This is a genomic window from Kitasatospora sp. NPDC051164 (genome assembly GCF_044455625.1).
Classification (GTDB): domain Bacteria; phylum Actinomycetota; class Actinomycetes; order Streptomycetales; family Streptomycetaceae; genus Kitasatospora.
The window spans coordinates 90,462-110,000 of sequence record NZ_JBITFB010000012.1 but is presented as its reverse complement, the minus strand read 5'-3'; the positions used below and the strand labels follow the sequence as shown (position 1 = coordinate 110,000).

The window sequence follows — 19,539 nt, the reverse complement described above, 5'->3', positions numbered from 1 at the left end:
CCTCTCCTCGAACAGGCCCTCGGGGCCGCGCTCAGCGTCGCGACCGACGCGTGAACGAAACAGGCAAGGACGCGAAACGTCGGGGGCCTGTCCGTACCGGAAGTCGGGTACGGACAGGCCCCCTTCGCGTGCCCGGTCAGGCGGACGCGATGCGGTTCGCGTCCATCAGCGCGTTGATCAGGGCCACCGTCTCGGGTGCGGAATCGGACCCGCTCTCGATCTCGATGCGCGTCAACTGATGAGCCGTCCGCTCCATCCCTTGGCGGTCACCGATCTCGCTGTAGACGGTGAACAGGTCCCTATAGAGGAGCTCGCTCATTGAGTCGCACACCAGGCCGCGGGAAGCCGCCGCGAGCGCGGCACGGTAGTCGCGCACCGCCCTGCGCCGGGTGGCGAGCTCGTGAGCGACGTCGACGACGGCCGAGATCATCTCCTGGATGTCGTACTCGGCCCAGGCGTACTTGGACTGGTCGATGTCGCTGAACGGCCGGCCGCGGACGAGCGCCAGCGCGTTGGCCAGCGCCGTGTCGGCCTCCGTACCCGAGTAGTGCATCCCTTCCCGGTAGTACGCCTGGAACTCCTGCCAGTCGCTGCTGACCTGGCTGTTGAAGCTGTAGACGCCGCCGGTGATTGTCGGCAGGTAGGCGCCGGACGGGTCGTCGGCGGGCAGGAGAGGGTCGCGGCCCAGCCAGGCCCGCAGCTTGGAGATCGCCGTGTTGCGGGTGTCGGCGCGTACCCGCTGGCCGGGCCAGACCGCTTCGTCGAGCTCGTGGCGGGACTTGCCCGGGTGCAGGGCGAGCCAGGCCGCGATCTCGGTGAGCCCGTTGCGGCGGTTGGACTCGACCTTGCCGAGGGTGCTGATCACGTCGACGGGTCCAAGGACGCGGATCTGCGGGGCGGACGGCGGGTCCGCCGGCGTGTTCAGGGCGGCGAGTACTCCGGAGGTGACGGCGGTGACCCGGGCGGCCGGTCGTGCGGGAGTCGCAGCTACGGGATCGGCCTGGCGGGCCTCCGGACGGCCGAGGGCGGCCGGGGAGAGGGCGGAATCCTCCTGCGGCTGTTCGACGGCGAGCTCATCCAGGTCCTCGAGCTTCTGCGGCTCAGCCGCGGCCTCGTCCTCCCCGGGTGCCTCAGCGTCGCGTTCGTCGAGGACTTCCTGGAGCGTCTCGTCGAAAAGCTCCTGGGGCAACGCTTCCACCTCCTGCGCGGTTTCGGCTTCGGGTTCCTCCACGAGGTCGCCGCCGGCCGCGCCGGTGACCGAGGGCGCCAGGGCGCTGAGCCCGAGGTCGGGCACCGCGGTGGCGGAGGCGAAGTTGAGAGAGCTGACCGCCACCTGCACGATCGGAGCGGCCGGCGTCGCGGCGGACTGCGGCTCGTCGGCGTCCTCCAGCTCGGAGACCTCGTCGTCGGCGCCGTCCTCCGTCGTGTCCTGCGCGAGGGCGGAGTCGCCCCGCTGCGGGACCGGACTCGGGCCGTTTACCACGGCGGTGCCATCGGGCGCGTGGGTCCAGGCGGGGGCGGGGACGTCGTCGGTGCGGGCAGCCGTGGCCAGCAGCTGGACCAGCGGCAGGTACGCCTCCTCTTCCAACCTCTGCAGCGTGACGGTCAGGTCCAGGCCGGGCAGCTGCACCGGGCTGCCGGGCGCTGCCGGAAGAGTCCACGCGCCGGGGACCTCGAGTTCGTCCCCGGCCTCGGTGACGATCGCGGTCGCGGTACGGGGGCGGGAGGACAGCAGATCGGCAAGGGCCTCCGCCTCGTCGCCGCTGGGCGCGGTGGGGGCGATCAGCACCTTGGGGATCCAGGTGTCGCCGCCGTCCTCGGACAGGCGGGCCTGGCCGAGATCGTCGAAGTCGCCTGCCTCCAGAGCACGGCGCTGCATGGCGTCGTGCGCGCGCAGCTCCGGCAGGACCTGCGTCAGATCTTCCTGGTACTCGACACGGACGGGAAAGACGCCGGCGAGTTCCTCGCCGAGGCCGGCCAGGAGCAGCGTGGTGTCGTCGGACAGGCCGGAGGAGGCCAGCTCGACGGCCATGCCCAGCATGACGGCGCGGATGTCGGTGCCGGTGCCGGAAAGGCGCAGCGCGCCGACGGACTCGAGGTTGACGAGGACCGGTTCGCCCTCCTCGGTCTCCCCGAGGCTGACGAGTGCCGGGTAGGGGGGCATGGTGTCGCGGGCCTGGTCCTCGTCCAGGAGCTGGGCGCCCCGGGCCGGGCACCACCAGCGGTCCGGGCCTTCCTCCATCTCGGTGAACGGCGCGATCTGCGGGGTCGGCGCCGACAGGTACAGCTCCAGGCCCTTGGCGGTGACGCGGACGGCCTCCAGCGGCGGGAGCGGCTGGCCGGCCTTGGCGCAGTTGGCCGCCAGGGTGCGCAGGGCGAAGTCGACCAGGTCGAGGCCCTCAGGGTCGGAGGCGACCCGCAACTGCTTCTCCAGGTCGGCCGTGGCGGTGGCCTGCTGCGGCATCGGGATGCGGCGCCGTGGGCGGCGGCGGCGCTGCTGGAGCGCGCGTCGGCCGCCGAGGACGGCCAGGACGGCGGCGGCGAACAGGCTGGTGGCGGCCAAGGCCACCGACGCGACGGAGGAGTCGTCGGCATCGTCGGCCGGCGCTGCGGCGGGCGTCTGGGGCTGCTCGGCCTGCGGGTTCGCGGGCGCGGTGCTCGGGGTGGCCGCCGGCTGGCTGTGGTCCGCGCCGGTGTCCGGGGTTGCCGGGGGCTTCGGGGCTTCCTTGGTGGGCTCCGCCGTCGGAGTGCTGCTCTGGCCCGCGCCGTCGCCGGTGGGGGGCGCGGGAGTCTCGGCGGTCGGTCCGGTGCCCTGGCCACCGTCGGTGCCGTGGGCGGACTGACCGCCCCCTCCCGCGCCCGGGGTCTGCGCCGCCGGGGCGTTGCCGGAGGGGGCGGCGGTGTGCGGCAGCTGCAGTTCCCAGCCGGGATAGATCTTGTCCGGGTCGGTCAGGATCCGGCCGTCCGGCTGCTGCACTCCCTCGTTCAGCTCGGCGAGCTTGGGGTAGTCGGCGGCGCTGCCGAGTTCCTTCTCCGCGATCGAGGACAGCGTCTCGCCGGGCTGGACCCGGTGCTCGCGGTCGGTGGCGTTCCAGTCCTTGGGCATCACCAGCTTCCAGCCCGGCTGGAGGGCGCTGCGAGTGGAGAACGTGGTCCCGTCGACCATGGTCTTGCCGTCGTTGGCCGCGGCGATCTCCCGCCACCGGGAGGCGTCCCCGAGCTGCTTGAGGGCGATCTTCGACAGGCTGTCGCGGGTTTCGACGGTGTAGGTCCCCGGGTGCTGGTCGGCGGTGCGCGCTGCGGCGGCCGGGGTGTCGGCGGTCGTGGTCGCCTGCACGGTTGCCGGGGCGGTGATGGCGGTGGGGGAGTGCGTGACGACGGGGGCGGCCGAGGCGGGCGCCGCCATGGCGGTCCCGACGGGCAGGAGCACCAGGACGCTGCTGACCAGGGCGCCGGCCATGCGCTGCTGGAAGCCGAGGGCCGGCAGGCGCAGGGTGGGGCGCCCGCGCAACTGGGCGGGGATCTCCAGCAGGGTGGACAGGGCGAAGGTGGCCCAGCCGATCCAGCCGATCGCCATGACGACGGCGAAGAATGGAGCGCCGAGCTGGTGGCTGGTCAGCAGCGAGGTGATCTCGTCGAGTGACACACCTTCGGGCAGCAGCACGCTGGTGAGGGCCCACAGCAGCACGGGCAGTCCCGCGAGGAGGGCGATCAGGACCACCAGGCTGACCAGGCCGCGGACGACATCGACCGCCCGGACGCGATGTCGGGCGGTGTGGGGGCGAGTCGGTGTCATGGCGCGGATCATCCCTCCGGAGCGCCGATGCCGTGCAGGAGCTCAGCGCTGGCGTGACCCTCGACGGAAAGCGAGGACTGGCCGATAACCTGCAAGAAAATCGTCTTGTGCTGAATGGTGACGTGGACGTTGATGCTCTTGCCGTCGCCGCTGACCGTAACCGTGCCGCGGACGCCGGCGGAGTTGAGGTACTGGTAGGCCGCCTGCTGCGCTGGACCGGGGTCCAGGACGACGGCCGTGCCGGCGATCGCCTTCGCCGGGTCGATCGCCTGGCCGCCGGCGCGGGCGGCCTCGGCGGCGATCGCGTCCGCCCGTTCGACGTCGCGCAGCTTGCCGCCGAGGTCGAAGCAGAGGCCGAGCATGACGAACATCGGAATGATCATCAGGAGCCACCATATCGACAGCGAGCCGCGGTCGTCGCGGAGCCAGCCGAGGCGGGAGGCGGGGGTGGTGGTGCTCATCGCTGCCTGTACCTGTCGATCACGGAGGTGAAGCTGGACTGGACGGTCTTGGACCCGATGGAGAAGCCGAGGTCGTCCAGCTGCACGGTGCAGCTGACGCGTACGGTGACCGCGCCATAGGTCCCCAGCGGGGCGCCGAAGCCGGAAGTGTCCACGTTGACGCTGGTGCTGGAGCACTTGAGCTTCTGGTCCGAGAGCGCGACCTCGGCGGCGGCCCGGGCGTTGGCCTGCGCCTCACCGGGGCTGCGGGCGATCGAGGCCTCGCGCGCGGCGGCTGCGGCCGACGAGTCGACGGCGCTGCCGGCCATGACGATGCGCCCCGCCACGAACGCGATCGCGAGGAACACGATCACGGCGGGGACCCACATCAGGAACTCGACGGCGATGCTGCCGCGGTCGTCGTTGCAACGGCGCAGGCGGCGCAGGAACCGTGTGCTGCTGGTCACGGGGTGGTCCACCTCTCTACCGGGCCGGTGGCGCGCTCGGTGATGGTGATGCTGAGCCCGAGCATGGACGGTGCCTTGGCCGTGACGGTGAACACGACGCGGTTCGCGTTGGAGCCGGAAGCGCTCACCCGGGGGCTGACCAGGGTGCCGTGGACACGCTGGAAGACGGAGTTGGCCCGTGCGACACCGTCCCCGGTGCTGTTGCCGTAGGCGCGAGCACCGGAGACGGCCTCGCGGGCCGCGGTGGTGGCGGCCTGCTTGGCGAGGTAGATGTTGCAGGTCTCGATCACCAAGAAGAACAGCAGCAGGGCGGCGGGAAAACAGATCAGCATCTGCAAGCTCGCGTCGCCGTCGTCCTCCCGCCACCGCTGCCGGATACGACGGGCGAGTGCCCGAAGCGCCATTTACAGGCCCTTCATGTCGTCGAGCTTGGACTGGCCGAGGACCTTGAACGCGGCGATGGCTATCGCCGCGAACGCCACGATGCCGACGATCCACATGATCGTGGAGATGTTGTTGTCGCCGCGGTCGCCCTCCTCGCGGGCGTCGGTGAACTTCTGCTCGGCGGCCGACAGGAGGTGCGCGAGCGCGGTGTACGCGGTGACCGCCATGCGCAGAGCGGGAGAGGTGTTCATGGTGATGTGCTCCTTGTGAGTGCGGTTCAGACGAGGAAAATGCGGACTACGGAAGGGAAGCCGAAGAAGACCAGCAGGACCATGGACAGCAGGGTCACCGGCACGATCAGGCTCTCCGAGGCGGCGTTCGCCCGGGCCTGCTCGGCGGCGGCCTGCTCGTCGGCCAGGCTCTCGGCCCGGCTGCGCAGGGTGCTGTAGATCGCGGCGCCGTCGGTCCCGGCGCTGGCCACGATGTCGGCGATGTCGCCGGCCGCGGGTACGTCGAGTTCGTCGGCGATGGAGCGCAGCGCGTCCCAGGCGGGTGCCCGGTCGAGGCGGGCGCGGACCAGGGCGGCCTGGATGCGGCGGAAGGCCCAGCCGTTGCCGACCTCAGCCGGCCGCTCCAGGGTGTCCTGGGCACCGGAGCTGGAGATCCGTTCCATCGCGGCGAGCTCCATGTAGGCCATGACCGCCTGCGCTGCTTCCGCGCGGGCCTGGGCGGCCCGCTTGGCCAGTTGCGCGTCGGGGAGGAACCACAGGCCCACCCCGACAGCCACGCCGGCCAGGCCGGTGAGGAAGAAGGGCAGGTCGATGCCCGCGAGGGTGACGACCAGCGAGAAGAAGGACGGCAGGAGCAGCCCGACGACGAAGTGCAGGGCCTTGCTGCCGAAGAACTCGCCGACGGTGTCGCCGACCAGGTTGAGGTTCTTGACCGGCACGCTGACACCGGGCCAGTCCCTGACCCGCTCGGCGACCCGGTCACCGACACGCTCGATCAGCGGGCGCTGGTCGTCGCGGCGGCGGACCGGGGCCTGGGCCTTGCCGTGCAGCCGCTCCAGCGCCGGGCCGAGCGCCGGCCCGGAGGGGAGCAGCTCGCGGACGAGGAAGAACAGGCCCAGTCCGATGCCGGCTCCGGCCAGCAGGGCGACGGTGAGTTCGTTCATCGCGCTACCTCCGCGAGCACCGGGTCGGTGTCCGAGCCGGCGGCACGCTCGTCGTACTCCATGAAGCCGGGCAGGGGCTTGTCCATGCCGAGGCGGCTCATCCACCAGAACAGGGAGACGACCGCGGCCATCAGGATGACCAGCACGAGCATCCCCAGCGGGGTGCCGTACGGCTCGATGTAGGCCTTGTTGAACGAGAACCCGACGATCACCACCAGGGTGATAGCGCAGATCCACCGCGTGGTGGTGCGGTGCTTGGCCCGGTCCGCCTCGACGTCACGACGGCGCCTGACCACGTTGGAGGTGCGGGCCGCCAGGTCGGACAGGACGTCAGCCAGGCCGGGCCCCCGGTCCTTCATCCGCAGCAGCAGCGCAGCGGAGACCAGGTCCGCCCGCGGGTCGCCGATCGCCCGCGCGAACGCGGTCAGCGCATCCTCTGCGGAGACCCGCGACTGCAGGCGCACCGCGAGATCGGCGACCTCACGCTCGATCTGCCGCGGAGCGGTGCGGACCGACACCGCGATCGCCTCCTCGATACCGGTACCGGTGCGGACCAGGTCGGAGAGACGCTTCGTCCACTGCGCGAGCGCGTCCAGCCGCTCGATCTGCTCGTTGGCGGCCTTGTTCGGGTTGATGAGCCACGGCAGGAAGAAGACCGCGCCGGCGACCAGCAGGGCGGAGGGGAGCCACCCGGAGACCAGCCAGGTCAGCATGGCGGCGATCGCGGCGCCGCTGATCTGCAGCTGCCGCAGCCTCTTGGTCTTCGGCGGGAGGGTGCGCTTGACCTTGACCGGGCGGTCGGCCACCTCGGTGCCGCGCACGCCCACGATGAACAGGGCGAGGCCGCCCATGACGAACAGCGCGGCGAAGCCGGCGATCAACAGACCCATCAGGCCACCGCCGTCCGCTTCAGCTCCAGCGGGCCGCCCCAGCTGCCGTTCTCGTTGCGCAGCCACTCCGGGTTGAAGCCGGCGCGCACCAGGTCGTCCAGGCAGGCCGGGTTGACGCCGGTCGGCACGGCGCGCGGGTCACTGGACCCGGGGCGCGGCGCGAAGATCTTGTTGGTGGCGGGAAGACCGGTCTCGCTGGCCTCGCCGGTGACCTCCAGGATCTGCTCGACGAAGCGGACCTTCTTACCGCCGAGGCGGGTCTCGTCGATCATCTTGACGTGGACGACGAAGTCCAGCGCCGCGCCGGCGATCAGGTAGGCCAGCTCCTGCGTCATCCCGTCGCCGTGCTGGATGCACAGCTGGGCGATGCGCGCGAAGACGCCCTCGGCCTTGCGGCTGTGGATGGTGCAGAGCGATCCGCCCTCGCCCGCGGACATCGCCTGGAGCATGGGGACGATCTCGCGGGAGCGGACCTCTCCGACGATCATGCGGCGGAGCATCATGCGCAGGGAGGGGGCGATCAGGTCCGCGATCTCGATCTCGCCGACCTCGCGGCCGTCGACCCGCTCGCCGTTGCCTTCGCGGGCCTCCATCGGGACGACCTGCTTGAGGTGCCCGACCTCGTGGAGGAAGAGCTCGTACTCCGTCTCGAGCGTGCCCACCCGCTCCTGGGGGTCGATCTCGCGGGCCAGCGCGATGATCATCGTGGTCTTGCCGACGCCCTGGGTGCCGCTGATCATGATGTTCTTCTCCGCGGCCATGGCGGCCTTGAGGAAGTGCATCATCCCGGCGTCGATGGTGCCGTACTTGACCAGGTCCTCCAGCGTCACGGAGCGGATCCGCTGCTTTCGGATGGTCACGTACGGCCGCGGGGTGGACTCGGTCATCGCCTGCAGACGCGAGGTGTCGGACAGCCGCAGGGCCAGGGTCGGCGACGCCTTGGACAGGCTCCGCTCACCGGCGCCGTGACGGCGGGCGAGCATCTGGAGGAACTCCACCAGCTCCTCGTCGCTCTCCGCGATGGGGTCGACCAGCTGCCGGGGGCGGTCGGTGTAGTCGATCCACACGTCGTCGCACCCGTTGATCAGGATGTTCTCCACCGTCGGATCGTCCAGGTAGGGCTGGAGGCGGCCGTGGGCGAACTGGGCGTCGAACACCGCCTGCGCGAGGCTGGTCTCGTCCGACTCGGCCGGCGAGACCTGCCGGGCCGCGGCGAAGTCCGCCGCCCAGCGGGCGACGAGCTCGTTGATGAGCTCCCAGCCGCGCTGCTCGGAGTCGTCGGCGGGCATGTCCCGCTTGTTGCTCTCCCGGTACGCCTGGAACTCGGGCGCCATCTGGCGGCTGAGCTCCTCGCGCAGGCTGCTGACGGTCTCCCAGTCCCACAGCGACTTGCGGGCGACCACACGGCCGTCCCCGGCCGGCGACTTCGCCGCCACCAGGGCCGGGGCCACCGGGCCGGGCGCGATGGGGAATCCCGCGACGGGGACCTGCTCGGGCAGGTACGAGGCCTGGCCCGGTGCGTACAGGGGCTTACCGCGCTGCATTGACAGCTCCCTTCATTCGGTCGAGGACGGTCTGCGAGCGCACCACGGGTGCGAGGAGCCTCTGCTGCTCCTGGACGGCGAGGCCGCGCAGTTGTTCGGACATGGCGCGGGCCTCGCGCAGGAGCGCGGATCGTCCGAAGTACCGGCCGCCGTCGCCGCCGTGGGAGAGGACCTGTGCGGCCCTCGGGTCGTGGGGGAGCGTGGCGAAGATGGGCAGCTGCAGCTGCTCGGCGATGTCCCGCGGACGGAAGTCGCCGTCGTCGATCACCACCAGGCCGAGGCGGCCGCTGTCGTGGCCGCGGACCTCGAGCGCGGCGCGCAGCGCCTCGACCCGCGGCTTGGCGGCGCTGGCCGAGCGCAGGGTGCGGCGCACGACGACGGCGACGAGGTCCGCGGACCGGGCCAGGGCGCTGGCCGTGCCGGTGGCCCCCGAGCGGCCGAGGTCCACCAGGACGTCGTAACCGGGGTCCTGGCCCTGCAACTGCTCGAAGAGCAGGCCGAGGCGCTGCCAGACCTGGCTGAGGCCGGCGGCCTGGGCGGGGTTGGTCAGGCCGGGCAGCAGCAGACGGTCCTGGGTGTCCTTGTCGGACAGGTCGATCAGTTGGTACCAGAAGTCCTGGTCGAGCTGGCGGCGGCGGTGGGCGACCTCCAGGTTGTGCAGGCCGTAGTCGCCCAGGACCCGCGACTCGAGATAGCCCGCGGCGATCGAGCCGCCGTCCGGGTCACACTCGGCCAGGATGGCGCGGCGTCCCTGCGGGAGCGGCCAGGTGAGCAGCGCCGCGAGGGCGGTCGCGGTCACTCCGGGGCCGCCGCTGGCGCCGGCGAAGGCGATGACGGCCATGTCAGCTCCCCGACGGCACGACGACGAGGGATGCCTCGCCGTTCGCGGACCACTGGGCCAGGGTCGCGCCGTCAAGGGTGTTGGCGGCGAGGTCCACGACGCGGTCGCCGCTGTTGTCGGCCTTGCCCACCTCAATGACGACGGCCTGCACCGTGGTGGTCTTGCTGCCGCCGGCGGCGCTATCGGCAGCGGCGCCGTTGTTCTTCGGCGTGTGAATGACGTTGACCTTCTGGCCGGGGCTCAGCTGGCTGGCGGGGATCTGCGCGGGGGAGAGCGAGACACCCACCAGCGACTGGCCCTGCTTGATCAGGGGCTGGTCGGTGACCGACAGGGTGGTCAGCAGGCTGCCCTTGGTCAGGCCGACGGTGGTGCGCTTGCCGATCATCTTCTTCAGCTGGCTGGCCGGCACCGGAGCGAGGACCGGGTCGGTGGCGATCCGGGCTTCCACGAGGTCGTCGGCGGTGAGCTGGGCGCCCATCGGTACGTCGTGCGCGACGGCGACGACGGGCTCGCGGTTGCCGGTGGACATGTACAGCCATGCGTTGGCGCCGACGCCGACCGCTATCAGCGCGACGGCCATGGCGATGAAGCCGGGGCGACGTCGGCGGACGACGGGCTGGCGGACGATCGAATTGGGAGCGGGCGTCTGCTGGTCGGTGGTTTCGGGGGCGGGCCCCGTGGTGGTGCTCATCTGGAGATTTCCTTACGTGTGCAAGCAGTTCACGGCTTGGCGACGACCTGGGCTTCGCCGATGGCCAGGTTCACGCCTCCGGAGGCGCGGGTGGTGGTGATGTCGCCCTGCTGGCCCCCGCCCTCCCAGTGCACGGTCCAGGTGGTGACGGCGCTGACGGAGAAGGCGGTGGAGGTCTTGGTGTACCGGTAGCCGCAGTCGGGAGAGGCGTTGCCGCCGTAGGACTCCTTGTAGGGAGTGCCTGCGCTGGTACAGGTCACGCCGCCGCCGTCGCCCATTGTGTAGACGATCTTCTGGACGTTCGCCGTGGCGGTGACCGTGAGGCCGGCTGCCGAGGCGCTCGCGGAGACAGGGCCCCAGGTGCGGTCGGTCTTCACGTTCCAGATCCACACAGGCATGCCGACGATGCCGGTCGTGCCGGTGCCGGGCGCCGTGCCGATCTGTGCTCCGAGCAGCCGCATCTTCTTGATGGCCTCCTGGGCGAGCTCCTCCGGGGAGGGGCCGCCGCCGAAGCCCGGAGGCGGGTTCAGGCTCCAGCTGGTGCCGCCGGCCAGCTCGCGGCCGATGCCTGGGCAGATGACGTTGTACGCCTTCCCCTTGCCCCGGGCAACGGGATCCGAGGGCGCTCCGCTGCCCCACTGCCAGTCAGGAGCGTCCGGGGCGGGCTGGGGGTTGAGGAGGTCCCAGTAGCACTGGTCCGTGTAGTTGAACCAGCCGACGCCCTCCTCGTAGCAGGGCACCTCGCCGATTTCCTGGCCGTTGGGGTTCTTCCAGTGGATGACGCATGTAGCGGATCCGCCGCCACCACCACCACCGCCGCCGGTTCCGCCTCCGCCGCCGGTTCCGCCACCGCCGTTACCGCCTCCGCCGCCGACGTGGATGTCGCAGTCGGGGACGAGCTCGGGGCACTTGACACCGCCGTCGGCGCTGGCCGTGCCGACGGGCACGGAGAGCGCGACCAGCAGCGCGATGAGAGCACCGATCAGCGACCATGCCCGTCTGCGGCTCAGCACGTGCTGTCCTTGTCGATGGTGGAGTCCACGATCAGCCACTTGCCGGTGCCGTAGTACGCCTTCGAGGTCTGCACGTGCCGCCGGTTGCTCCCGTCGAGCTCCGACTTCTTGCCCGTCTTGGCGTTCTCCGGGACGAAGTTCGAGCTGTCGACGCAGTCCACGACGGTCGCGCTCTTCGGGTTGGTGTCCAGCGACAGGTCGGTGACCTTGGGGGACAGCACCGGAGCGCCCTTCACCACCAGGCCGTTGTCCTGGTAGTACAGCGCGGCCACCTTGACCTTGGAGAGCGCCTTGTCAGCCGCGTACTCCTCCAGCTTCGAGCCGGAGAAGCTCCCCGAGGCGTAGATCTTGGCCTGCTCGGCCCACATCCCCCGGTACGCAGCCAGGACCTGCTCGGTCGCGGTCGCGCTGGGATCGGGCGAAGGGGAGGCCGACGTCGCCGAAGGGGAGGGCGATGCGCTCGCCTTGGCGCCGCCGCCGCCCGACCCACAGCCGGCCAGCAGTGCCAGGGCGGCCGCGGCCACCACCGCGGAGACGCCGGCCCGGCGTATCTCAACACTGAATGAAGGTGCCACTGGCATATCCCCCTGATGAGTGGTGGTCAGAAAGCTGAAAGGCATGGGAAATAGACGGACCGCGGAATTCCGCGTCCAAAACGCAAACGGTTGATCAAATGGATAAGGAGCCTAAGCCGCCCGTCGCGGAGTCGTCACATGCTTTTAGCGACGACCACGCGGCAGCCGGCTGCCGGTGGCGGCGTCCAGCGAGCGCAACAACTGCTCGACAGTGACCTTCAGCAGTTCGGCGGCCAGCCGGAACTTGGACTCGTCGAGCGACGCGAGGCCCCGCTCGATCCGCGACCACCGGGCCTGGGCGATGCCGAGTTGGTGAGCCAGAGCCCGTTGGCTCCAGCCGGCCAACAGCCGAAGCCTCTGCACGTCGTCCGGCCGGCTGGTCGACAAGAGCGCGTCCAGTGGCACTCTCAGACTGTCGGCGAGGGCCTGTGCCGTCGGCAACTGGGGCTTTCGTCGGCCCTGTTCGTACAGGCAGATGTGGGTGCCGGCCACCCGCGCCCCGCGCGTGCGGGCCCTGGCCGCCAGGTCGTCCTGCGACAGGGAGGCCGTGGTGCGCAGTCGGCGCAGGGCGGCGGCGCTGAAGGCTGCTACTCCGCGGTTCGCCACCTTGCTCCGTCTCGACGGGGATCTCGAGGCGCTCCTCGCCAGACGGGCTGGTCTCGCCCGTGCCTGAAGCGGTCGGCGACGTGGCGGGTGCCTGCTGCCCGGCCGCCAAGTGCGTCCGCACCTCTTCGGATTGGCTTGCGCCCCGAATCTGATAGGGAGTCAGCATTCTATTGAAATGCACACGACCCCCCTCCCCGTGTCCGCACGCATGTGTGCGGATAGTGCTCGCCCAGTGACTGAATCTGACCGGTAACTTATACGAATCTTGCACGGCCATTTCCGGCCGTCAAGATCTATTCTGGCGATGATCTTGCGGTTTGCGGCTTATGTCCGATCTGTTCTGGTGTGGCGCTGACCTGGCCATCTGCCCGGCAGCGGTCGGTGGAGCGCCCGTCGCCCTGCGCAGTCGCACCGGTCGGCCCCGTACTTTCGGCCATGCCGAAGGTCCCGCCCGGTTCCCGGGCAAGGCACCGAGTGCCGCCGAGGCGCCCCGCGCCGCCTGTGGCGGAGATCACGACTCTTCTTCCGGACTCGCAGGCTCCGCAGCAGTCTTCGAGCGCGCGCTCAGCCGGCCCGGGACGGCGGCGCGGCCGAGCGCGAGCAACGCCATGAAGGCGATGAACAGGCGGTAGAGCGTGACCAGTCCGGATACCAGGCCACCCAGGAGGGCGAGCAGCAACACCGGCCTGCCCCAGGGGCTCGGAAGGTAGGGAGCCGTCACCACCGTTCCCAGCAGGCTCACCGTCAGAACGGCCCACACCACGCCACGGGCGAACGACGCCGCGGCCAGACGCGCTCGCTCGGCCGTCAGAGGATCGCGCGCTCCCTCGCGCGCGGTCGCCGCCGAGGCCCACCGCTTACCGGCCGCCATGGCGCTGCTCCCCGGTTCGAGGCGTCACATCGGCTGTGCGCGCGACGGCCTGTTGGGCATCCCGCAGGCCGGCGGCCAGCTCGTCCAGCCCGGCGGCGAGTTCGTCGAGGAGTTCCGCCGGAGCGGCGTCCTCGATGAGCCGGGACCGCCGACTGCCGAGGTAGGCACCCGGTGCCTCGCTTTCGCGCCCGGCTTCGTCCAGGTCCGCCAGCCGGTGCTCCAGACGGTCCTGCTCGCCCAGAGCCGCAGCAGCCGCCACGCCCAGCCGCCGGTAGGCGGCCTCGTACTCCTCAACGACGTCAAGGCCCGCGCCGTCATCGCCCGCGGCCAGCACCAGGCCGGCGGCGTCCCATAGGAACCGATGTCCGGCCTCGGCTGCGCGCCGGAGCTCGGGCACTGCCGACGCCGTTGCCGCCGCGGTCACCTCCTGATGCAGGGCCAGGAGCCGGTGGATGTACTCCGCCCGAGGGGCGGTCGCATCCACGACCCGCACATGCCGGCGGGTGACGATCGTGGCGAGGCCCGGCCCGCCCCAGGCCAGCGCGACGCCTGCTGCCGCGGCCACGATCAGGGCCGCGCCCGCGGAAAGGTGGTCGCTCAGCACCGGGGACAGCAGCAGGACCGCGGCGACGACCACGGCCAAGCGCCCCACGCTCACCGCGACCGGCAGCTCGGCGCCGCCGATCCTGCGCAGGAACGGCGCCGGCCGGCGCCCCCACACCGCGCGGACGAGCAGCGGTTTCCATCGTGGACCCGTGGTCGGGGCGACCACTCCGACCTCCGCGGGGAAGGCGTTCTCGAACCGCACCTCCGACTCCAGCGGGTACCCCCACCGGACCCAGCCCCACTCCGTTCGCTCCACCGGCCGCACCGCACCGACGGCAGATTCGAAGGCCGCGGCGCCGACGCGGCTCTCTCCCGACGCGGCGAGGTGGTACTGCAGGGCGTGGACCGTTTCGCGGTGCCAGCGGTCCACGTCACCGTCGTAGGGGAGCGGCCGGAGCCCGTCCTGGAACTCGCCTATCACTTGGACGCTCCCTCACCCGGCAGAGCCGGCCCGGGGCAGCTGTCCAGGACGCGGCGCAGCGCGTCCTTCTCCGGCGGGGTCAGCCAGAGCCTGTACTTCGCCTTCACCGCGATCTGGCGCTGCGCGTAGCCGCAGCGGATCAGCTTGTTCGGCGGCAGCCAGGTGGCGGCGTCCCCGTCGCCCTTCGCCTCGTTCGTCGGGCCGTCGACCGCCACCAGGTTGAGCGGGTCGTTGGCGAGGCTGAGCCGCTCGGCGGCACTCAGCTGCTGCGCGCCGGTCTGCCAGCTGAGGCTCAAGGGCACGACGTGGTCGATCTGGACTGCCAACGACGTCTTGACGCCTCGGGTGAAGAGAATCGTGCGCGCGGTGTACGGGTCGTGGAGCGTCCCGGAGACGACGGTGCACGAGCCCTGCCGTACTACGTCGGTCAGATCGCGGGCGAGGATGTCGTCCCGGGTCGAGCAGCCGTTGTGGCTTCCCGGCGCGGTGCTGTCATCACTCCAGGCCGGGCCGAACTGGTCGCGGCTGTACCCGGTCTGGGGAGCTCTTCCCTTGACGGGGAGCCGGTCGAGCTCCTGGAGAGTGGCCGTGGCCGACATCATGGGCCCGGCCGCGGCCTCGGGCGCCGACTTCACGATCTCGACGGGGGCGCAGGCGGCGAGCGTGGCTGCCGCAGCGAGGGCGGCGCCGATGGCCGCGGCGCGAAGAGGGTGGGGCATGGAGTGGTGCTCCTGACTGGTCGGAGGTGCGCGTCATCCCATAGAGGTGCCGCGCGGCGTATCCGTGTGACCAGCACCCGCCCCACCGGTCTCGAGAAGTTCGGCGCGCCCCGCTCCGGCGCCGCCCCTCGGCGTCAGCCGAGGGTGCCGCTGAAGGTGGTCCGGTCGCCGCGGTCGGTGGCCTCGACCGTGACCGGTCCGGGGACGGCGGAGGAGGGGAGGGTGAATCGCACGGTGACGGTGGCCGAGCGCGAGGGCGCGATCGGGGCGTCGGGGTAGTTGAGGCTCGGGGTGACGGTCGCGGCGTCGGTCAGGCCGGCGCCGGTCATCACCCGCAGGGTGACTCCCAGGCCCGGCCGCGGCCGGGGGTCGTCGTTGGTGACGGTGAGGTCGGCCGTCGCCGTCCGCTTGCCGCCGGTGTCCGGCCCGAGCGTGATCGGGGAGAGCCGCAGGCCCGCCGGCGACCAGGCGCCGAAAGGCAGGAGGGGGCCGGGCGACGCCGGTGCCGTGCCGGTGGGCTCGGGAGAGCCGGACGCCGAGGCGGCGCTTCCGGGCAGGGCGCCCTCGAAGAAGAGGTCGTCCGCCTCCGCCATCCCCTCCTGGGTGGCCTCGGCGGTGACGGTAACCCGCTGGCCCAGGCCCTGCGGTGGCACGGCCACCCCTATCTCGGCGGTGTAGGAAGCGCCCGGCGCGACCTTCACCCCAGCGTCGTGCGCGGGGAGCCCCACGAGGGTCTGGTCCTTGACCGGGACGGCCTGGCGCCCCAGCGATCCGTAGCGCACGGTCAGCGCCGTGTCCGGCAGCAGGGTGATCTGGCCGCTGGTGTTGGTGAACTTGGCCGCGGTGCGAAGGACGGTCCAGCCGGCCGGCACCTCGCCGGACGTGCTGCCGGCCTCCTTGAAGGTGTCCACCTCCAAGGTCCATCCCTGCGCCGCGACGGGGACGGCACGTCCCAGCTCGGTGATCCCGGCGGGGAGTCCGGCCGGCGTAGCGACGGCGGTGGCCGGAGCGGACACCGGACCGGAAGCGGGCCCCGATGTGGAACCGGCGCACCCCGCCGATAGCGTCGCGACGGCCGTTACGACGACGGCGGCCCATCCCCGTGTGCTGCGCATGATTCTTCCCCTCGGTCACGGCGCGGGATCGCGCTCCTGAACGGGGATCATGCCAAAACAGCCGGCGGTCCAACCTCAGCATCGGTGCACGGCGTCCGAACGGGACCGTGCGGGCCGAGGACGTGCATTCAGTGCTTCGTGTACTTCCTCGGCTGGTCGGGCTCGTTCACGGCGAACTGTCCGCGTCCTCGCGGGCTCGGGCGACGCCGGCCAGTACCTCGCGGACGATCCGCTGGTTCCCGGAGTGGAAGGCTTCCGCCTCGATCAGACAGTCAGCCAGGAGGTCGGCGGTGATCTGGCCCAGGCGGTACGACTCGTCGGCGTACTGGGCCGCCGCGTCGGCGGCGGCCCGGGAGAGCTCGGACGCGCGGTTCGCCCACGCCTCGATGGCCTCGGTCTTGTCGTCGCTGGCCGGCAGGCGGCCTGCGTGGTCGGTGAAGGCCTCGGTAGCGGCGAGAGCCAGGGGGAACGGCTGGAGGGTCACGCCTGCGCCTCCGTTCCGGGGTACTCGCTGGTCAGCGCGGCGGTGCGTCGGCGGTGCTGCTCGGCGGTTATGAGCCCGGCCTCAAGTTGCGCGTCGAACAGGGCATGTGCGGCGCGCTGCCCGTCGGCGCGGGTGCTTTCGATAGTGGCCTGGTCGCCGTCGGTGAGGGCCAGGCGGTGGTCCGCCACGCGGGCCGTGAGCTGCCGGGCCCGTTCGCGCACGAGTTCGCGGTCGATGGTGTTCATGTGGGGTGGGGTGTTCCTTGGAAGGATGAGGGGGAGTGGCGGTCCGGCCGTTGCGGCGTGCCGGTTCAGACCTCGCGCAGCGCGGGGTACGGGCCGCCGAGCGGCCGGCTGTAGCCGGCGGGAACGAGGTAGGCGACGTAGCAGCAGACAGCCGCGCCGCAGTGGAAGGTGATGTTCAGGCCGAAGGGGATCGCACCGTTCGCCGCGCTGAGCGGCTCGACCGGGCGGATGAAGGGGTCCTGCCGCGCGGTCAGTACGCCGACCAGGTACCGCTCGACGGCGGTGAGCGGCGTCTTGCCGACGGCCGGAAGCGCGGCGGCGCGCAGCCGCGGCGGTGGGGCCCCTGTGGCTCGGCGCGCCCGTCCGGAGGGCGGGCGGCCACGATCTGGAGGTAGACCTCGGCGCCGGTGGGGAGGGTCAGCCGCAGTCCGTACCGGCTGTGGGTGCAGCCGGTCTCGGCGAAGGTGGCGACCTGCCCCCTGACTCCTCGGGCTCTCGCCGAGGCAGGTGCGCAGAAACGACTCGAACTCGCAAGCCTGCCAGGGCTGGAGAAGGACGGGGGCCGGGCTGCTCATCGCTCGGCCCGCCGTCCGGCGCACACCGAGTCGTGGTCGGTGACCATGCCGATCAGCGTGGGCAGCACGTCGCCGGACTCCGCGTCGCACAGGTGTTGTCCGCATTCGGTGTGGACCAGTTCGAGGTCGTGCTTGGCGGGGTCGCCGGAGTCGAGCAACGGGTAGTTGTCCCAGGCGATCGCCGGGGACGTCAGCTGCTCGGCCGGGGCGGTTGCCGCCGGTCGAGTGCGGGGTTTGGGGCTCATCGGCGGCTCTTCTCGTACGGCTCCAGCGCGGCGAGCACGGTGACGCCGAGGACCTGGTCTCCGGCGCCGGCCAGCCAGTCCTGGACCGAGGTTCCTGCGGGAACGGCGGACAGCTGCTTGGCGAGGCCCGCGACGCCGGCGTGGGGCACTCCCTCCGCAGTGCAGCCGGTCTCGTAGGTGCCGACTCCGGGCACGTGGGCGACGAGGTGGCCGTCCGCGCCGGACCAGTGGGGGTCCTGCCAGAGCTTGAAGACGACAGTGGGGGCCTGCTCCTGGAGGGCTGTCGCGAGGTCGTCCGAGCTCCCGAGCGGGGTTTTATGGATGCCGTAACACGCGCCGAGCACCAGCCGGGCAGGTTCTGGCTCCTCGGTGTTCCCCCAGTCGAGGTTCAGGTCCTCGTCGGAGATGGCCCGGAGCACGGCGAGCTCCTCGTCCTCGTGGACGGCGTAGACGTACAGCTGCAGCGGTGAGCGGTCGGACATGGCGCTTCTCCGTATCGAGTGAGCGGGTGAGGGGTCAGGTGGCGGGGCGGTGCCGGTGCTGGCACCGCCCCGGGGGTGATTCAGGCCGCGAGGGCGGCATCCGGGCGCTGGCGCTTCTTCAGCCCCCGCGTGCGGAGCGGGTCGTGGCGCTGCTCGTCCACGGCGACCACGGTGGTGATCGGGTCGCCGTCCTCGGCGAGCAGGTCCAGGCGGACCCAGTAGGGCATCACCCAGCGGGTCGTCTCGCCCTGGCGTCCCTTGCCGATCCGGAACCGGCGGAAGTGGCCGCACCGCTGGTGGGGTGCCTGCTGGACGCCGGAGGGGATGCCGTCGCCGTCCAGCACGCGGCCCGCCGCCCGGCGGGCCGCGTGCAAGGCCGGGCCGACGCGCCATCCGATCTCGACGAAGAACGGATCGCGGCTCTTGTGGACCGCCCGGCGCTTCTTCTTCGACGGCTTGACGACGGGCGGCTCGGCCAAGTCCCGGTTGTCGCAGCAGAGGTAGATCAGAATGCTCAGTGCGGGACGCAGCAGCTCCTCGAACAGGGTGTACACGGCGGCCTTGTCCCGCGCCCGGCTCCAGTGAGCCTCGGCCCTCGCGGCAGCGAAGTTCACGGCCTGGGCCACGGTGAACTTCTCCATCCCGGTGGGGATGTTCATCCGTATGTGCGTCTGGCCGCGCACCTCCCCCGTCTCCTCGTAGAGGAGGTCGATCACGAAGAGCAGGCCGAGTCCTTCGATGTCCTCGTCGGTGTAGGTCTGCTGCTCGGGGGTCTGGTTGAAGCCGAAGAGGTAGAAGCCGCGCACCAGGCCATCCGACTCCTTGTAGCGGACCGGCCAGGGCTCCGGGAGGACGACGAGCGGGTTGATGTGCGGGAGCTGGCTGAAGATGTTGCCGGGCAGCGTGTCGGAGGTCGAGCGGTACAACTCCGCGGCTAGGTGCTCGTTGAGGTCGTAGGTGACCCTGCCTCGCCGGGCCCACATGCGGAAGATCCCCACGTGGCTGGCTAGGTCGATCAGGTCGGCCTGCTTGGCGAGCGTCAGGCCGGGCGGTGCGGTGTGCCCCAGGGTGACCGGCCGTCCGGTGGAGAGCTGGTCGAGCTTGGGGGCCAGCCACAGGTGGTGGCCTCGCAGAGCGCTCTCACGCTCGGTCAGCTCTTCGACGAAGACCTCGCTGATGTCGCGGCTCCTGAGCGCGCGGGAGTGTCGGCGGTTCATCGTGGCCATCCCTGTGGCTACGGGCCCTACGGGCCGGGGCGTCCGGGTGGACTGCTGGACGGCGGTCCACCGGGGGAAGGAACCGGTGCGCGGCGGGCCGGTGGGCTGCGCCGGGGCGGGGACCCTTTCACACCGAAG

General features: G+C 71.4%; 23 protein-coding genes. All 23 read right to left on the bottom strand.

Going from position 1 to position 19,539, the window contains the following annotated elements; translation table 11 throughout:
* Window positions 1–136: 136 nt before the first annotated feature.
* The 23 genes from ACIBEC_RS19350 to ACIBEC_RS19240 all read right to left on the bottom strand — a co-directional run bounded on the left by ACIBEC_RS19350 (window position 137) and on the right by ACIBEC_RS19240 (window position 19,401).
* Window positions 137–3,796, bottom strand: a complete 3,660-nt coding sequence (locus ACIBEC_RS19350; RefSeq protein ID WP_396288083.1) for a LysM peptidoglycan-binding domain-containing protein — start codon at window positions 3,794–3,796, stop codon at window positions 137–139.
* Between the two features lie 8 nt (window positions 3,797–3,804).
* Window positions 3,805–4,257 carry a TadE/TadG family type IV pilus assembly protein gene (locus ACIBEC_RS19345; protein ID WP_396288082.1) on the bottom strand — a complete coding sequence of 151 codons (453 nt, stop codon included), beginning with the start codon at window positions 4,255–4,257 and terminating at the stop codon, window positions 3,805–3,807.
* Window positions 4,254–4,703, bottom strand: a complete 450-nt coding sequence (locus tag ACIBEC_RS19340) for a TadE/TadG family type IV pilus assembly protein (protein WP_396288081.1) — start codon at window positions 4,701–4,703, stop codon at window positions 4,254–4,256. The genes ACIBEC_RS19345 and ACIBEC_RS19340 overlap by 4 nt, the downstream gene beginning before the upstream one ends.
* Window positions 4,700–5,107 (bottom strand): TadE/TadG family type IV pilus assembly protein, encoded by a 408-nt coding sequence (locus ACIBEC_RS19335; RefSeq protein ID WP_396288080.1) that lies wholly within the window; start codon window positions 5,105–5,107, stop codon window positions 4,700–4,702. The genes ACIBEC_RS19340 and ACIBEC_RS19335 overlap by 4 nt, the downstream gene beginning before the upstream one ends.
* Window positions 5,108–5,338: a hypothetical protein gene (locus ACIBEC_RS19330; RefSeq protein WP_158834643.1), complete on the bottom strand. Its 231-nt coding sequence runs from the start codon at window positions 5,336–5,338 to the stop codon at window positions 5,108–5,110.
* Window positions 5,339–5,364: 26 nt separating this feature from the next.
* Window positions 5,365–6,261 carry a type II secretion system F family protein gene (locus ACIBEC_RS19325; protein WP_396288079.1) on the bottom strand — a complete coding sequence of 299 codons (897 nt, stop codon included), beginning with the start codon at window positions 6,259–6,261 and terminating at the stop codon, window positions 5,365–5,367.
* Window positions 6,258–7,151, bottom strand: coding sequence for a type II secretion system F family protein (locus tag ACIBEC_RS19320; RefSeq protein WP_396288078.1), 894 nt, complete (start codon window positions 7,149–7,151; stop codon window positions 6,258–6,260). Before ACIBEC_RS19320 ends, ACIBEC_RS19325 begins: the two co-directional genes overlap by 4 nt.
* Window positions 7,151–8,695 carry a CpaF family protein gene (locus tag ACIBEC_RS19315; protein ID WP_396288077.1) on the bottom strand — a complete coding sequence of 515 codons (1,545 nt, stop codon included), beginning with the start codon at window positions 8,693–8,695 and terminating at the stop codon, window positions 7,151–7,153. The genes ACIBEC_RS19320 and ACIBEC_RS19315 overlap by 1 nt, the downstream gene beginning before the upstream one ends.
* The gene (locus ACIBEC_RS19310) at window positions 8,682–9,536 is read right to left on the bottom strand and encodes a hypothetical protein (protein ID WP_396288076.1); all 855 of its coding nucleotides are present in this window, start codon (window positions 9,534–9,536) and stop codon (window positions 8,682–8,684) included. Before ACIBEC_RS19310 ends, ACIBEC_RS19315 begins: the two co-directional genes overlap by 14 nt.
* Before the next feature lies 1 nt (window position 9,537).
* Window positions 9,538–10,227, bottom strand: a complete 690-nt coding sequence (locus ACIBEC_RS19305) for an SAF domain-containing protein (RefSeq protein WP_396288075.1) — start codon at window positions 10,225–10,227, stop codon at window positions 9,538–9,540.
* 29 nt (window positions 10,228–10,256) lie between these two features.
* Window positions 10,257–11,240, bottom strand: coding sequence for a hypothetical protein (locus ACIBEC_RS19300; protein ID WP_396288074.1), 984 nt, complete (start codon window positions 11,238–11,240; stop codon window positions 10,257–10,259).
* Window positions 11,234–11,815 carry a hypothetical protein gene (locus ACIBEC_RS19295; protein ID WP_396288073.1) on the bottom strand — a complete coding sequence of 194 codons (582 nt, stop codon included), beginning with the start codon at window positions 11,813–11,815 and terminating at the stop codon, window positions 11,234–11,236. Before ACIBEC_RS19295 ends, ACIBEC_RS19300 begins: the two co-directional genes overlap by 7 nt.
* A gap of 144 nt (window positions 11,816–11,959) precedes the next feature.
* The gene (locus ACIBEC_RS19290; protein WP_396288072.1) at window positions 11,960–12,421 is read right to left on the bottom strand and encodes a helix-turn-helix domain-containing protein; all 462 of its coding nucleotides are present in this window, start codon (window positions 12,419–12,421) and stop codon (window positions 11,960–11,962) included.
* A gap of 511 nt (window positions 12,422–12,932) precedes the next feature.
* Window positions 12,933–13,292 carry a hypothetical protein gene (locus ACIBEC_RS19285; RefSeq protein WP_396288071.1) on the bottom strand — a complete coding sequence of 120 codons (360 nt, stop codon included), beginning with the start codon at window positions 13,290–13,292 and terminating at the stop codon, window positions 12,933–12,935.
* Window positions 13,279–14,319, bottom strand: coding sequence for a hypothetical protein (locus ACIBEC_RS19280; RefSeq protein ID WP_396288070.1), 1,041 nt, complete (start codon window positions 14,317–14,319; stop codon window positions 13,279–13,281). The genes ACIBEC_RS19285 and ACIBEC_RS19280 overlap by 14 nt, the downstream gene beginning before the upstream one ends.
* Window positions 14,316–15,038: an HNH endonuclease family protein gene (locus tag ACIBEC_RS19275; protein WP_396288069.1), complete on the bottom strand. Its 723-nt coding sequence runs from the start codon at window positions 15,036–15,038 to the stop codon at window positions 14,316–14,318. Before ACIBEC_RS19275 ends, ACIBEC_RS19280 begins: the two co-directional genes overlap by 4 nt.
* 134 nt (window positions 15,039–15,172) lie before the next feature.
* The gene (locus tag ACIBEC_RS19270) at window positions 15,173–16,054 is read right to left on the bottom strand and encodes a hypothetical protein (protein ID WP_396288068.1); all 882 of its coding nucleotides are present in this window, start codon (window positions 16,052–16,054) and stop codon (window positions 15,173–15,175) included.
* Between the two features lie 265 nt (window positions 16,055–16,319).
* Window positions 16,320–16,637 carry a hypothetical protein gene (locus ACIBEC_RS19265; protein WP_396288067.1) on the bottom strand — a complete coding sequence of 106 codons (318 nt, stop codon included), beginning with the start codon at window positions 16,635–16,637 and terminating at the stop codon, window positions 16,320–16,322.
* Window positions 16,634–16,882 (bottom strand): hypothetical protein, encoded by a 249-nt coding sequence (locus ACIBEC_RS19260; RefSeq protein WP_396288066.1) that lies wholly within the window; start codon window positions 16,880–16,882, stop codon window positions 16,634–16,636. The genes ACIBEC_RS19265 and ACIBEC_RS19260 overlap by 4 nt, the downstream gene beginning before the upstream one ends.
* 65 nt (window positions 16,883–16,947) lie before the next feature.
* Window positions 16,948–17,457 (bottom strand): hypothetical protein, encoded by a 510-nt coding sequence (locus ACIBEC_RS19255; protein ID WP_396288065.1) that lies wholly within the window; start codon window positions 17,455–17,457, stop codon window positions 16,948–16,950.
* Window positions 17,454–17,702 (bottom strand): hypothetical protein, encoded by a 249-nt coding sequence (locus ACIBEC_RS19250; protein ID WP_396288064.1) that lies wholly within the window; start codon window positions 17,700–17,702, stop codon window positions 17,454–17,456. The genes ACIBEC_RS19255 and ACIBEC_RS19250 overlap by 4 nt, the downstream gene beginning before the upstream one ends.
* A complete protein-coding gene (locus tag ACIBEC_RS19245) occupies window positions 17,699–18,184 on the bottom strand; it encodes a hypothetical protein (RefSeq protein ID WP_396288063.1) in 486 nt (161 codons plus the stop codon). Before ACIBEC_RS19245 ends, ACIBEC_RS19250 begins: the two co-directional genes overlap by 4 nt.
* Before the next feature lie 80 nt (window positions 18,185–18,264).
* Entirely contained in the window at window positions 18,265–19,401 is a 1,137-nt protein-coding gene (locus ACIBEC_RS19240) for a hypothetical protein (protein WP_396288062.1), read from the bottom strand.
* Window positions 19,402–19,539 lie beyond the last annotated feature (138 nt).

Excerpts from the sequence above, each read along its gene's own strand:
- ACIBEC_RS19350 (WP_396288083.1), bottom strand. The coding sequence starts at position 3,796 with ATGACACCGACTCGCCCCCACACCGCCCGACATCGCGTCCGGGCGGTC.
- ACIBEC_RS19345 (WP_396288082.1), bottom strand. The coding sequence starts at position 4,257 with ATGAGCACCACCACCCCCGCCTCCCGCCTCGGCTGGCTCCGCGACGAC.
- ACIBEC_RS19335 (WP_396288080.1), bottom strand. The coding sequence starts at position 5,107 with ATGGCGCTTCGGGCACTCGCCCGTCGTATCCGGCAGCGGTGGCGGGAG.
- ACIBEC_RS19330 (WP_158834643.1), bottom strand. The coding sequence starts at position 5,338 with ATGAACACCTCTCCCGCTCTGCGCATGGCGGTCACCGCGTACACCGCG.
- ACIBEC_RS19325 (WP_396288079.1), bottom strand. The coding sequence starts at position 6,261 with ATGAACGAACTCACCGTCGCCCTGCTGGCCGGAGCCGGCATCGGACTG.
- ACIBEC_RS19320 (WP_396288078.1), bottom strand. The coding sequence starts at position 7,151 with ATGGGTCTGTTGATCGCCGGCTTCGCCGCGCTGTTCGTCATGGGCGGC.
- ACIBEC_RS19315 (WP_396288077.1), bottom strand. The coding sequence starts at position 8,695 with ATGCAGCGCGGTAAGCCCCTGTACGCACCGGGCCAGGCCTCGTACCTG.
- ACIBEC_RS19310 (WP_396288076.1), bottom strand. The coding sequence starts at position 9,536 with ATGGCCGTCATCGCCTTCGCCGGCGCCAGCGGCGGCCCCGGAGTGACC.
- ACIBEC_RS19305 (WP_396288075.1), bottom strand. The coding sequence starts at position 10,227 with ATGAGCACCACCACGGGGCCCGCCCCCGAAACCACCGACCAGCAGACG.
- ACIBEC_RS19285 (WP_396288071.1), bottom strand. The coding sequence starts at position 13,292 with ATGGCGGCCGGTAAGCGGTGGGCCTCGGCGGCGACCGCGCGCGAGGGA.
- ACIBEC_RS19275 (WP_396288069.1), bottom strand. The coding sequence starts at position 15,038 with ATGCCCCACCCTCTTCGCGCCGCGGCCATCGGCGCCGCCCTCGCTGCG.
- ACIBEC_RS19260 (WP_396288066.1), bottom strand. The coding sequence starts at position 16,882 with ATGAACACCATCGACCGCGAACTCGTGCGCGAACGGGCCCGGCAGCTC.
- ACIBEC_RS19255 (WP_396288065.1), bottom strand. The coding sequence starts at position 17,457 with ATGAGCAGCCCGGCCCCCGTCCTTCTCCAGCCCTGGCAGGCTTGCGAG.
- ACIBEC_RS19250 (WP_396288064.1), bottom strand. The coding sequence starts at position 17,702 with ATGAGCCCCAAACCCCGCACTCGACCGGCGGCAACCGCCCCGGCCGAG.
- ACIBEC_RS19245 (WP_396288063.1), bottom strand. The coding sequence starts at position 18,184 with ATGTCCGACCGCTCACCGCTGCAGCTGTACGTCTACGCCGTCCACGAG.
- ACIBEC_RS19240 (WP_396288062.1), bottom strand. The coding sequence starts at position 19,401 with ATGAACCGCCGACACTCCCGCGCGCTCAGGAGCCGCGACATCAGCGAG.